Origin of the sequence: Paenibacillus sp. USDA918EY (assembly GCF_009870825.1) — a bacterium.
Lineage (GTDB): Bacteria > Bacillota > Bacilli > Paenibacillales > Paenibacillaceae > Paenibacillus_AQ > Paenibacillus_AQ albilobatus.
The window spans coordinates 68107-80420 of record NZ_WTWY01000016.1; the positions used below are offsets into that span (position 1 = coordinate 68107).

Below are 12314 nucleotides of genomic sequence, written 5' to 3' on the forward strand. Positions count from 1 at the left end.
CATATTGAAGTGACTACATTCTAGCATTTGCCATCAATTAACGGAAATTCCATCCGCACCAAAGTTCCGAGCCCCGGCCGGGATTCCACATGAATCCGCCCTTTGTGCGCGATGACGATCGCATGGGCAATGCTCATGCCGAGTCCGGCGCCGTCGGTCGTTTCATCCGTGCTGGTCCCCCGGTAGTACCGTTCGAACAAGTTGCGCTTTGTTTCTTCGTCCATGCCTTTGCCGTTGTCCTTCACCGCAATCCATGCTTGCTCGCCGTCTTTTCCGGTTCGGACGGAAATTTCCGTTCCATCGGGGTTATGCTTGACCGCGTTGGTGATGATGTTGTCCAGCATCCGCCGGAACCATTTCGGATTGGCCAGGATGGCCAATTCCTCGTCCCACTCCTCGAACGAAAACGAAGCGGTGTCGATCGTCGCGTCGTTGACGTAGCGGAGCACCGAACGGCGGACGAACTCGTTGAGCTCGATCGGCTTCAGCGGAATCTGGACCGATTTGTTTTTCAGCTGAAACGTTAAGGAGAAGTCCTGCAGCAGCTCCAGCATGAAATCGCCCTTTTCCCGGATCATCCGGCCCATTTCCTTCAGCTCGGCTTCGTTCCAGGTGAACTGTCCGCTTTCCAGCAAATGGCCGTACCCTTGGATGGTCGACAGCGGCGTCCGCAGGTCGTGGGAGATGCCGGTCATCCATTCCTCCCTCGTCTGCTCCAGCATTTTGCGTTCGCGCTGGGAGGCGTCGAGCTTGGTGGCCATCTCGTAAAACCCCGCGATGACCTCCTTGTACAGCCGGTACCGCAAACGGATTTTGCCGTTTTTGCGGAACACTTTTTTGCGTTCCTTCTCGGTCAGCGCCTCGCTGTAACGGCCTTGGCTCATGCGCTCGAACCAGCTCGCGAACAGCATCAGCGGCTGTCCGTAACGGTATCCGTGCCAGAAGGAGATGCCAAGCGTCAGCACGACCACCACCGCCCCGATGACAATAAGCACGAGGATCAGGTCGTGGAACAGCGTCTGCTTCACGAATTTGCCTTCCGGTTTGCCTTGGTGCAGCAACCACGTGTAACCGGAGGCGTCGTCGTAATAAACCGACAGATCCACCGGGTATTTGCCCGGCTCGGCTTTCATCGACACCAGCTCCAGCGGGCTGTAAGCCTGCTTCTCCTCTCCGGCTCCGGCATGGCCGACGGTTTGCAGCACTTGACCGGCCGCATTGATGACCTGCAAATAATCATTCTTCCCCGTCAGCTCCCGGTTCAGCCCGTCCACCGCGTCTTCGCGGATGCGGCCGCCGCTGCCGAATTGCCTGAACCATTGCTCCAGCCGCTGCGCGCCGACATCCTTCGTGCCCATCAGGTACAAAACCGAACGCAAACCGTCCGTCTCGCTTTCAAACAATGAGGTCACCCGGTACGGACCAAGACGCCGCGTTTCCTGGATATGCAGCAGTTCCGCCGCCCCATAGGAGGTTTTCAAGTCGTTCGGCGTATTGACGGCGTAGATCGCCTTCCCCGACTCATTAATGATTTGCAGCCAGTAGCCGCGTTCCTTCAGCAAACCTTCCCATCGTTTGTTCATTTTGACATGGCCGTTGTCAATGATCGTTTCCGTCGTCATGCCGTCGAGCGCGCTGGTGGAAAACGTCCGTTTCAAATCCTGGTTTACCAGGTAGCTGATCAGTACGAGCAGCATAACCGTTAACGTCAGGACAATCATGACCCAAAGCAGAAGAACCTGATATGTAAAATGCAGCGTCAAACGGGTGCGGATCCGCCTCATGCGTTCACCTTCATCAGCTTGTAGCCAAGGCCGCGCACCGTGACCAAATATTGGGGATCGCCGGGGTCTTCCTCGATCCGTTCGCGGATTTTGCGGATATGCACCATGACGGTGTTGTCATCCCCAAGCCCATCGATGCCCCATACTTCTTCGTACAGCTGCGATTTGGAAAACACGATGCCCGGATGCTTGCATAAAAACAGCAGCAGCTGAAAGGCCTGGGCCGGGCACGGAATTTCCTTGCCGCCGACAGTCAGCGTCCCCGCATACTCATCCAAAACGAAACGCCCGAAATCGTATCTCCCGCGGGTTTCCTCCGGAACGGCTTTCGCGGGGGCGACAGCGCTTCTGCGCAGCCTCGCCTTGACGCGGGCGGCGATCTCCAGCGGATTAAAAGGTTTGGTCACGTAGTCGTCTCCGCCCGTGGCGAAACCGGTCAGCACGTCGAGATCCGACGTCCGGGCGGTCAAATAAATGATATGCGCGTCGGACAGCCGCCGAATTTGCGGGCAAAGGTCAAATCCGGTCTGATCCGGGAGCATCACGTCAAGCAAAATAATGTCGAAGGAATGGCGGGCAGCCAATTCCAGCGCTTCCTTTCCGTTATAAGCGGCATAGATTTGGCGAAAGCCTTCCTTCCGCAGCACCATCTCGATCAGCTGAACGATTGATTTCTCGTCGTCAACGAGCAAAATTTTGGCATTGTACATCGGATAAACCACCTCAAATGCATTGTAACAGACGCTTCTTAATTCGAGCTAAACAAAAAAGGCGATGACTTTAGCGGTTGTTAAGCTTCCCTTTAGGTTCGCTTCAATCGGGGCTGGTACAGTAGTCCGTGAGGTGATAAAACATTGACGACACGCAAAAGGATTCGTTTGGTCGACGGCTTGCGGGGATTCAGCCTGCTGGGCATCCTGCTGGCCAACATGCTTATTTTTCAGTACGGAATGTTTGGAAAAGACGTCATGCATCTATTCCACGTTCCTGCAGCCGACAAGGCCGCACATAACATTCTCCAGGTACTGGTCGAAGGCAGCTTTATGCCGATTTTCGCCTTTGTATTCGGGTTCGGCATGATCAAGATGAAGGAGAGTTTAAACGCCAAAAACCGAAAGGCCGGCTGGCCGTTGGTGCGCCGCTTTGCGATGCTGATCGGGCTGGGCCTCTTGCATAGCACGTTTTTGTGGGACGGGGATATTTTGCTGTTTTACGGCGCGATCGGATTTCTGCTGCTGATTTTCATGAACCGCAAGCCGAAGACGCTGATGGTGTGGAGCATCATTTTCCTGACGGTGGCGGGGCTGATCGGACTGGCGCCCGAAGATAAAGCCGACAAGGAAATGCAGGCGATGAATCACCGGATCGAAACCTACGTGCAGTCGACGGTGACGTTGTACGCCGAGGGTTCCTATGCGGAAATCAAACATGACCGGAATACGGCCAATCCGCTCGGCGACAACGCGTTCATCCTGGTTCTGGCTTTGTTTTCCCCGCTCATAACCGCGCCGATGTTCCTGACCGGCATGTATGCGGCAAAGAAGGGGTGGTTTGCCGACCCTGACGAAAACAAAAGCATGTACCGGAAAGGCGCGCTGATTTTCATTCCGCTCGGGATCGCTATGAAAACCTTTCACCTGTTATTCCCGGCAATGATCGGTTCAGGCAGCGGGGAAATGCTTGGGGGATTTGCCCTGTCGATCGGGTACATCATGGGCTTTTCGCTGCTGTATACGAAGTTTGCGCCGTCCCCTTTGATGGAGCGGTTCGAAGCCGTCGGCAAGCTTTCCCTGACCAACTATTTGATGCAAACGGTCATCTGCACGACGCTATTTTACGGGTACGGGTTCGGCTGGTTCGGGAAACTCGGCGTGATTTTCGGCTGCGCGCTGAGTCTGGTCATTTACGGCGTGCAGCTGTTCGCCAGCGGCTGGTACATGAATCGGTTCAAATCCGGTCCGGTGGAGCGTGTGCTGAGAATGTGGACGTATTTTTCATGGGACGGAAAGGCTAAACGGAAAAAGATCGTAACGAAAACGGCGGCCGCCGAAGCCTAGCGCCTTGGGGAAGGTTTGACGGCAGGATATATTGTGTCAAAAGACGCACACGAATGAAGAGGCGGGATTATTTTTCAGGGTTCTCGCGCTGCTCCTCGCATTCAAAACACTCCAGCGTCTGATCCTCCTGCACGGTGCCGTTCAAAAAACCGTTCTCGCAATAAATCGCTTTGCCGCAGCTGCGGCAGCAGCCGATGAATTCCTGCATCGCCCGCACCTCCATTTTTTATAGAAAAAAGGTTGGAACAGCTCCATATTACCACGGGATGAAGGCAAGCAAAACGGACAGCTTCTTGGATCAAGAGGCTGCCCGTTTTTTCATCATTTTTTCTTTTGGATGATGCCTTAAAGGCTTCTTCTTCGCCCTTCGTCAACTTCTGACGCGTCCGAAAAACAGAGACACGATAAACAAAACGAGGAAAATGAAGAACAATACCTTCGCGATGCCAACCGCCGCCGATACGATGCCGAAGAATCCGAAAATCCCCGCGACAATAGCTATGATCAAAAATAGTATGGACCATCCTAACATGTGAATCACCCTTTCCTTTCTAAGTATGATGGGATACTTACTTGTAACCGCTCTGCCGCCGATTGAACCGGGAAAAGGATGATTTTTGCCGGATGCGTCCTATTCGAAGGCCGTATTTCAAGGCGTCGAGTCCGGCCACTACCCTTTGATGAAATCTTTTGGGCGTCCGTATATATCAACAGCCGAATTTCGCAATATCTTTATTGTAAACGCATTCAACTGGCTTTATCGTAATTTTATAAGGAGGGATGACGCATGAATGTCAATGCCGGGACGACCGCCCATGCAGGCGGCGGCTCCGCCGTCGGTCTGGATCAGACGGAGCTTACGCCGCAATACCGAGCGGATCTCCGTTCGCACGCTTCACGCGAGTATCAAAAGTTCGTTTGCCTGAATCCCGTAAATGACTGGTCCTTGTTGACTTGGGAGGAGGTCGGCAAACCTTACGAGGTGAAAACCGTCGCGCAGGACCGCAAGGCATGGGAACAGGAACACGGATCCGCGATGGATGCCCATACCGCCTGGACCTACTTCAACCGCTCTTTCCATGAATGGTTCATGAAAGACGTGCCCGCCGAAATCGACCGGAGCAAGCAGAATTTTTTCCAGGGCTTAAAGGCTTTCCGCATGGAGGAAATTCGCGAAGGTCTCGGAGAGGTCGTTCGCCTCCATTTATGGAACTACGTGCACCGCATTCAGGACGGCATCTGGGATCCGCGGGGCAAACGGGCGTTATTCGAGGGATTGGACGCGGCAAAACCGAAAATTTTGTTTCTTGGCGCCGCCGAAGGATACGAAGCGATGCAGCTCGCGGCGATGTATCCCGGAGCGGAGGTCGTGCTGGTCGACTATGACGAATACTGCCGCAGCACCCGTTTCGCCGAGTTTCCGGAAAGTTATCCTTTCCTAGGCGAAAATCCCCGGACCGGCGGCCCGCAAGTATATTACAAACCTGACTTCAACATAGAATACGTGGTGAGCGACATCCGGCGGCTGCCTTTCGGGAAAGAGTTTGATCTCGTGTTGTCGGTCGGGCTGCTGGAGCATTTTCCGGATGAAATGAAACCGGAGGTTGTCGATTGGCATCGCCGTTTTTTGAAGCCCGGAGGTTATGCCATATTGACGACGCCGAGAAACCAGCTGCGCTCACGCCTGTTTTACCGGATCATGGCCGACGTGATGAACCATACGTACCGCGAATTGATGACCGTGCGGCAGATGGGGCTGTACATTTATGAAAACGGCTTTGACATTTGCCGGCACGGGTATATCAAGGTGCATAACGGCGTCGTGGCAAAGGTTCGGTGAGGGGAGCCGCCATCCCTGAAGCAAAACGGGCTACCCGGTTCACCGGATAGCCCGAAATGGGATTATAGCTTTGTTTTAAACAAAAAATTGGCGTAGTCTTCTTCGCCGTCGCTGCCGTCATTCGTAATCCAATAGAAATTCGCCGAGCCTGCGGAATAATCGTATTCCGCCAATACCATAGGAATAGCGATGACGTACTCGTCATTTTCGAGCGGACTGACGTATCTGTCAGGCACGTCTTCGGGGTAACCGGAGGAAATCGTTTGAAAATAAATGATCAAACTTTGATCTTTGAAGCCAAAGCGATTTTTAATATCGTTGGAAAGATCTTTTGTTAACTTATAAAGAATATTGGGATCCTTGTCTACGGCATCCGCTAGGTTTGTCAGTTGATCATAGTCAGTTACGGTTACGGCGACTTCGATTTCATGGCCTTCCATATAGGACACCCAATAATCAGCGTCAAGGGTGATGCCGGAGCTGCTGAGAACAGGATGTTTTTCGTACAGGTAGTCTTCGATGGCCTCCTCGTTCGCGGCCGTTTTTCCCGTGTTCGCCGAAACAGGCGGCGTGGATGCTCCCTTGCTTCCGCTGGTGATGACAATCGTGTTCGAATCCGGCAGGCTGACCGTCGCGCCGGTTGATTCGCCGATAAACCGGAGCGGAACAAAAACTCTCCCGCCGATCATTTCAGGAGGGACGATCATTTTGACGGGATTTCCGTTCACGTAAGCATTTTTGTTTCCTACGGTGAGAATGATTTGATTACCGTTTTTCGAAGCGGTGATTTTTTTGCCGGCCGGATCCCAGGAATATTGAATGCCCAAACTCTTTAAAATCGAGGACATGGGAACAAGCGTCGTTCCCTGCTTGACGACCGGAGCCTGATCCAGAATGACGGGGCGACCGTCGACAATTATTTTTTTCACGGCGTCGGCATGAGCTGCTGCAGCAGTTGTCGACAACAATATTGCAATAGCGGCAGTAATGGCTGCCTTTTTCATTCATATTTCTCCCATCTAGTAAATTTGTACCAAATAAGAGGAATAATATACCTATTACAGATCTACCGTCAATAGTTTTTATGATGTAGGGCGTTACATCGACTGCCCCGCATCCACCGTGATGATTTGCCCCGTCATCGCCTCCTGCCCCAGGACGGCGCAGATCATATGGGCGATATCTTCGGGAGATGCGGTTTCCCCCAGCAAAAGGTTGCCCGCCAATTGTTCCATTTGACGCTCGCGCCCTTCCCACCATCGGGTCAGCACGGCACCGGGCGCGACGGCGTTCACCCGGATGTGCGGGGCAAGCGCCTTGGCGAGGGATCGGGTCAAACCATGCACCGCCGCCTTGGAAACCGCATAAGGAAGCGACGAGCCCGTTCCCGTGATGCCGGCGATGCTGCCGACGTTGACGATGGCTCCTTCCCCTTGCTTTTTCATATGTGGCGCAACCGCACGCGCGCAGTAAAACATGCCTTTCACGTTAATTCCAAACAATTCGTCCCACGCCTCCTCGCTGACCCCGTCGAGGTCGTCCATCGCGATATGGCGGGTTACGCTGGCATTGTTGACAAGCAGGTCTATCGTCCCCCACCGCTGCACGGCGGCTTCCGCCATTTCCTTCACCTCCCGCTCCCGGGAGACATCCGCCCGAACGGCAAACGCCTGCCCGCCCCGGCTCTGAATGATCCGCACCGTCTCCTCCGCTTCCTGTTCCGAACGCGAATAATTGACGGCCACGGCCGCGCCGCGTTCGGCCAACAAAAGGGATACCGCTCTCCCGATCCCCGTACCGCCGCCCGTAACCAATGCCGTTTTACCTTGTAAGTCCATTTGCATCCTCTCCTTTAACTTTAAAATTTTCGGTACTCATGGCTGAGAAAATTGCCAAACGGCTGAGAACCACCAAAATGGTGATCTACATGCATCATGCTTTCGGAGCAAGCTGGGCCACTCCGTTTCCAAACGACCAGTTTTCCTGCGTGTTTTCCGTCAAAATAATCATGACATCCTGCGGACGAACCCCGGCGTTCTGTTCCAGCAGCTCCGCCATCCGTGCATACAACGCTTGTTTTTTGCGCAGCGGGCGCCCTTCCTTCATCGTAATTTGCACGAACATTTGCTGATCCGATCTGGCTATGTTCATGTAACCCGTATCGTATAAAAGCTCTCCCGGCCGGTGCGGCGTGATCACCTGAAAATAATCGTCTTCCGGCACGTCGATCGTTTCGATCATGGCTTGATGGATCGAGCGGCTGATGACGGACAGTTCTTCCTTGGACTTTCCTTGATGCAAATCTATGCGTATAAACGGCATGCTACTACCGCCTCCTTTGATGTGTTTTGCCGGCAAAATCATTGTATCCGATGCATATCTATCTGTATAATTGAATTAAATGAACTCATAGTTCGAATTTTTTGAACAGATAAGGAGGCGCCATGGATCTTAAATCGGTCAAAACCTTTCACCGGATCGTAGCCCTTGGGGGCTTCAACCGTGCGGCGGAGGAACTGAATTACGCCCAGTCCACCGTGACGATGCAGATCCAAAAGCTGGAGTCCGAGCTTGGCATGCGCCTGATCGAACGCGGCAAAACCTTCGAGCTGACCGAAGCGGGCCGCCTCTTTCTGGAGCAAAGCGCGCCGATCGTGCGGGATATCGAGCAGCTGCAGGACACGATGACGGGGCTCGCCCTTGGAGAAACCGGGCATGTACGGCTTGGCGCCGTGGAGCCGATCGCCAGCTACCGGCTGCCGGACATTTTGGCCGGGTTTTTCCGCGACTATCCTCAAATCCATGTATCCGTCACGATTGCCAATTCCCCAACGTTATGCGGTCAGCTGCAGCATGGCGAGCTGGATTTGGCCGTATGCTCTCCGCCGCTGTTCGGGACGGAATTGCACTTTGAACCGGTGCTGACGGAGCGGTTTGTCGTGCTGCTCCCCGAAAGCCACCCGCTGACAAGCAAAGACGCGATCGCGATCCGGGATTTGCGCGACCACCGCCTGCTCATTACCTCGGCTGATTGCCCGTACCGCCGCAAGCTGGAGATGCTTATGCAGGAGTCCGGCGGGCATCCGCCGGATACCGTTGAGATCGGCAGCATGTCCGCCTTGAAATATTATGTGCAAAGCGGCATCGGGGCCGCGCTTGTTCCTTTATCCGTGCTATGCCCGGAGCCTGACGGAACGGTGGTTCGGCCGCTGCAGGGGGATGAGGTCGATCTGACCTGCGGCCTTGCATGCAAGGCGGCGGAGTACCCGCCGCGTCTTGCTGCAGGCAAGCTTTACGGCCAGTTAAAAGAGGGGTTGGCATGGAGCACAGCAGCCCCGGCAGTCGGCGCGCAGCCATAAAAACTAAGGAAGACTGCCGCCAGCGCAGCCTTCGACAGCAGTAGGACGACGTGCCATCGTCGTATTTTCACGGAAGACGGAGCGCGTTTCGCCGAAAATTTATGCGAGGCAATGATGCTTGGATGGTTATGAGTAGAGGGATTATACGCTTGCAAAAAAGCCCAGGGCGCAGGCCCTGGACTTTTTACTAATCTTTTTATTAATCCTTCTACTAATCTTTTTATTAATCTTTTTATTAATCCTTCTACTAATCTTTTTATTAATCTTTTTATTAATCCGTATCGCTTTTCTTGATGTCTTGCTCTTCCCCTAGTTCAGCTGAACTTCGACCGGATCGGAATTGATGCGGCTGCCGACCGCGCGGATCACGAACTGGTATTTTTCCGATGCTTTGATGGTTCCTGCCGTAAAGCTGTATTCGTTTTTGCCCGCTTCGGCTTTCACGTACGCATTCCAATACGGCTTGATTTTGCCGTTTTTCTCGTAAATGCGGAAGCCTCGCACGGGCTCGCCGCTTGAAGACGGCGCTTTCCACGAGATGACGGCTTTGCCGCCGCTATTTTGCACCGCCGCGTTTTCGACTTTAGCCGGCTTCGTATCCGTACGTTTGATGCCGTACTGATCGTACAGCTTAACGCCGTTGTCGCCCGATTTTTCGTCTTTTTTGGCAGCTGTGTAAGCTTTGATTTTCAAGACGTCGCCGGAAACCGAAACGTCGGTGAACATCTTCTTGTTCGGCTGGGCGTCGATCGCCGCAAAATAATCGTTATACCCCGGATATTTCGTATAGAACTTATCCCCCAGCGCATTGGACATCAGATACACCGTTCCTTTCGGGTTGACGGCATTGCCCTCCGCATCGTACGTTATTTGGCTGGTCGGGACCACCTTGTCATCGAGCATTTGGTACGATCTCATGTACATATGGTCATGCGCTTCAAACACCATGTCGATGCCCATTTCGTCAAAGGCGGGCACAAGCACCTTTTTATAAAACTGGACCCGGTCGTCCTCCCACTCCCCGGCGTTGTCGCCCGCTGAGTAAGGACCTTTGTGGAAGGCGACGAACTTCCATTTGGCGTTGCTTTTCGCGACGATGTATTTCATCCATTCGACCTGGTCGGCAAACTGCGGGTCCTGCTGCTTTATGTCTTTGCCGCCCTTGGCAAGCTCCCCGGCATATTGCGAGTTGAAGACAAGGAACAGCGCATCGCCGTACTCAAAGGAGTACACCGAACCGTCATGCGTATTGGCGACGACCTGCTTCGGCAGGTTGAAATGATGGTAAAAGTTCGAGTTCGGCGTCGTCTCGTCGCCGTCATAATCCTGCACTTCATGGCCGCCAAGCACCGGGACGATCGGCACATTCAGCAGCTGGTCCTGCGCAACCCCCAGCATCCACTGCCACTGCTCTTCGAGGTCGCCGTTATCGACCAGGTCCCCCGCATTGATGAGGAATTTAGGATCTCCGATCGTTTGAACGGCTTTTTTGAACGTATCCGCCCAAGGTTCAAAGTCCGTTTTGCTGGAAGCCTGCGAGTCGGAACCGGCGATGAAATGGAACGGCTGAGCGCCCGCCGCGTCCGTCGTGAAGCCGCCCACCGCGCTCCAGCTGTCCGCGGCCCCGCTGCCGACGCGGTATTTGTACGCCGTCCCCGGCGATAATCCGCTCGCCGTTGCTTTATGGCTGTAAAATTTCTTTTTCTTGTTCGATGTACGGTCCGATTTGGTGACGTACGTTTGGATCTCCTCGGTTGTCCCTTGGAACGTCAAGGCTTCCTGCTCCGGAAAACCGCCTCCCGCGGCCTTCGAAGCTTCCACCACCTGAACGACGGAGGGGGAAGCCGCGTCGGTGTACCAAGCAAAGGACCGGGTTGTTTTCGTATCCCCGTTTAAGGTCATATTGATCAGCTTCGGCACGGAAGGCGTGCCTTGCGTACTTTGAACCGTAAAACTCCAGGATGTATCCTGGGACAGCGGAATCTGGTCATCCCTGCCCTTGACCAATTCCTTCGGCACTTTGACCGTGTAGGTTTGCCCGTTGGCAAAGGCCGGATGTTTGATATTCAGCGTCCCGCCGTTTACGACTTCGACGGTTACGGACCCGAGCGGATGATTGTTTTTGTCCACGATGCTCGCACCGCTGCTTGCATTCAGCGAGATGGGTTTGTTAAACGTTACCGTGACCGGGGCCGAAGGAAGCACGCCGCTTTCGCCCGGTTTCGGCGATTGGGACAGAACCGTCGTCGGCGTCTCTCCCGGTTCGTTTCCGATCGGCTGACCCGTTACCCGAATGTCCTTGATCAGGCTGGAGCCCGTGCTGCCGATGCCCTGGCCGCCCTTTGTGTTCGTGTTCGAACTGACGATCCAGCGGATATACAGCGTATCCTGATTATCCGCGTTTGCCGGCAAGGCCGCTTCCGACAGCTTGCAGGCATCGTTCGGGCAGTTAAAGCTGGACAGCGACATCTTCAGCGAAACGCCCGGTACGTCCGTCCAGTTCTGGTTGTCGCTGCTGATCTGCACCTTAAAGTCGCGCGGTCCCGTACCCGTCGACGTTTGCTGCGAAGACAGCGCGATTTGTTCGTAGCCTTTGGTCGAGAGGCTGGCAAGCCAATATTTTTTTCCGCTGCCGTTATCCCATCCCTGATAGCTGATCGAATGCTGACCGCTGTCGTAATCCTCGAAATAACCGCCGACGTTGCGGAAGCTTGAAGACGACTGATTCACGCCGCCCGTTGCCGGAAACACGCCTCCGGTCCCGGAATTCGCAAATACCCACTCCGCCAGCGGAACCGTCCCCGCTTTGCTGTCGGCATGCGATGTTCCCTGAACGGGCAAAACCAGCAAAACCGCCGCAAGAAGCAGGCACCAAAACTTTTGATAACTTTTCCGAGATAACGTACCCATGCACATCCCCTTTCCATATCCACCACTAAAATTAAAACGCTTTAACTTTTGTGCATCATCATGCGGAAGACAGCCGGCCGGCCATTCCCTGATAAATATACGGGCGGGAGAAGGCAAACAGAACTCCAAAAATGAAATGCTCCTGAAATGCGGGTTTCAGGGCGTCAAAAAACAAATTCCATAATGCCTTCGATTCCCCCGGCATCCCTTCGGCTAACGCCAGTATATGAATCTTTTGTCAACGCAGGATCATACCAATGTAAAATCATAGGAAAAAATATCTAAATTTTGTATAGATATTCTATTAAACCGGTGGTAGAATCTTCTTAATATTTTTCCGACTATTTTGGGGGGGTTATTTAAA

The 12314-nt window shown here is 53.7% G+C and carries 11 protein-coding genes; 3 read left to right on the top strand and 8 right to left on the bottom strand.

From position 1 onward, the window contains the following. Window positions 1–20: 20 nt before the first annotated feature. Entirely contained in the window at window positions 21–1784 is a 1764-nt protein-coding gene (locus tag GQY55_RS24490) for a sensor histidine kinase (RefSeq protein WP_160044543.1), read from the bottom strand. Continuing rightward, a complete protein-coding gene (locus GQY55_RS24495; RefSeq protein WP_160044544.1) occupies window positions 1781–2494 on the bottom strand; it encodes a response regulator transcription factor in 714 nt (237 codons plus the stop codon). Before GQY55_RS24495 ends, GQY55_RS24490 begins: the two co-directional genes overlap by 4 nt. A 144-nt stretch (window positions 2495–2638) precedes the next feature. Between GQY55_RS24495 and GQY55_RS24500 the strand changes: the two genes are divergently transcribed. Further along, entirely contained in the window at window positions 2639–3841 is a 1203-nt protein-coding gene (locus GQY55_RS24500) for a DUF418 domain-containing protein (RefSeq protein WP_236575836.1), read from the top strand. Between the two features lie 67 nt (window positions 3842–3908). On the opposite strand, the gene GQY55_RS31100 is transcribed toward GQY55_RS24500, so the two are convergent. Both GQY55_RS31100 and GQY55_RS24505 read right to left on the bottom strand, forming a co-directional pair. Further along, window positions 3909–4049 (bottom strand): hypothetical protein, encoded by a 141-nt coding sequence (locus GQY55_RS31100; RefSeq protein WP_201452221.1) that lies wholly within the window; start codon window positions 4047–4049, stop codon window positions 3909–3911. A 162-nt stretch (window positions 4050–4211) separates the two neighbouring features. Beyond that, complete coding sequence (locus GQY55_RS24505) at window positions 4212–4373, bottom strand: DUF1328 domain-containing protein (protein WP_160044545.1); 162 nt, start codon at window positions 4371–4373, stop codon at window positions 4212–4214. A 255-nt stretch (window positions 4374–4628) separates the two neighbouring features. Here GQY55_RS24505 and GQY55_RS24510 point away from each other — a divergent pair, with 255 nt between their 5' ends. After that, a complete protein-coding gene (locus tag GQY55_RS24510; protein WP_160044546.1) occupies window positions 4629–5681 on the top strand; it encodes a class I SAM-dependent methyltransferase in 1053 nt (350 codons plus the stop codon). A gap of 62 nt (window positions 5682–5743) precedes the next feature. Here the strand turns inward: GQY55_RS24510 and GQY55_RS24515 are convergent, their stop codons facing one another. From GQY55_RS24515 to GQY55_RS24525, 3 genes are all read right to left on the bottom strand, one after another. Beyond that, window positions 5744–6610, bottom strand: coding sequence for a copper amine oxidase N-terminal domain-containing protein (locus GQY55_RS24515; protein WP_236575837.1), 867 nt, complete (start codon window positions 6608–6610; stop codon window positions 5744–5746). Between the two features lie 168 nt (window positions 6611–6778). Further along, window positions 6779–7519 (bottom strand): SDR family NAD(P)-dependent oxidoreductase, encoded by a 741-nt coding sequence (locus GQY55_RS24520; RefSeq protein WP_236575838.1) that lies wholly within the window; start codon window positions 7517–7519, stop codon window positions 6779–6781. Window positions 7520–7613: 94 nt separating this feature from the next. Continuing rightward, complete coding sequence (locus tag GQY55_RS24525) at window positions 7614–8003, bottom strand: tautomerase family protein (protein WP_160044549.1); 390 nt, start codon at window positions 8001–8003, stop codon at window positions 7614–7616. 122 nt (window positions 8004–8125) lie between these two features. Here GQY55_RS24525 and GQY55_RS24530 point away from each other — a divergent pair, with 122 nt between their 5' ends. Beyond that, window positions 8126–9040, top strand: coding sequence for a LysR family transcriptional regulator (locus GQY55_RS24530; protein WP_160044550.1), 915 nt, complete (start codon window positions 8126–8128; stop codon window positions 9038–9040). 309 nt (window positions 9041–9349) lie between these two features. Here the strand turns inward: GQY55_RS24530 and GQY55_RS24535 are convergent, their stop codons facing one another. Next, window positions 9350–11950, bottom strand: a complete 2601-nt coding sequence (locus GQY55_RS24535; protein WP_160044551.1) for a fibronectin type III domain-containing protein — start codon at window positions 11948–11950, stop codon at window positions 9350–9352. Between the last annotated feature and the right edge of the window lie 364 nt (window positions 11951–12314).

Excerpts from the sequence above, each read along its gene's own strand:
- GQY55_RS24490 (WP_160044543.1), bottom strand. The coding sequence starts at position 1,784 with ATGAGGCGGATCCGCACCCGTTTGACGCTGCATTTTACATATCAGGTT.
- GQY55_RS24495 (WP_160044544.1), bottom strand. The coding sequence starts at position 2,494 with ATGTACAATGCCAAAATTTTGCTCGTTGACGACGAGAAATCAATCGTT.
- GQY55_RS31100 (WP_201452221.1), bottom strand. The coding sequence starts at position 4,049 with ATGCAGGAATTCATCGGCTGCTGCCGCAGCTGCGGCAAAGCGATTTAT.
- GQY55_RS24505 (WP_160044545.1), bottom strand. The coding sequence starts at position 4,373 with ATGTTAGGATGGTCCATACTATTTTTGATCATAGCTATTGTCGCGGGG.
- GQY55_RS24510 (WP_160044546.1), top strand. The coding sequence starts at position 4,629 with ATGAATGTCAATGCCGGGACGACCGCCCATGCAGGCGGCGGCTCCGCC.
- GQY55_RS24520 (WP_236575838.1), bottom strand. The coding sequence starts at position 7,519 with ATGGACTTACAAGGTAAAACGGCATTGGTTACGGGCGGCGGTACGGGG.
- GQY55_RS24525 (WP_160044549.1), bottom strand. The coding sequence starts at position 8,003 with ATGCCGTTTATACGCATAGATTTGCATCAAGGAAAGTCCAAGGAAGAA.
- GQY55_RS24530 (WP_160044550.1), top strand. The coding sequence starts at position 8,126 with ATGGATCTTAAATCGGTCAAAACCTTTCACCGGATCGTAGCCCTTGGG.
- GQY55_RS24535 (WP_160044551.1), bottom strand. The coding sequence starts at position 11,950 with ATGGGTACGTTATCTCGGAAAAGTTATCAAAAGTTTTGGTGCCTGCTT.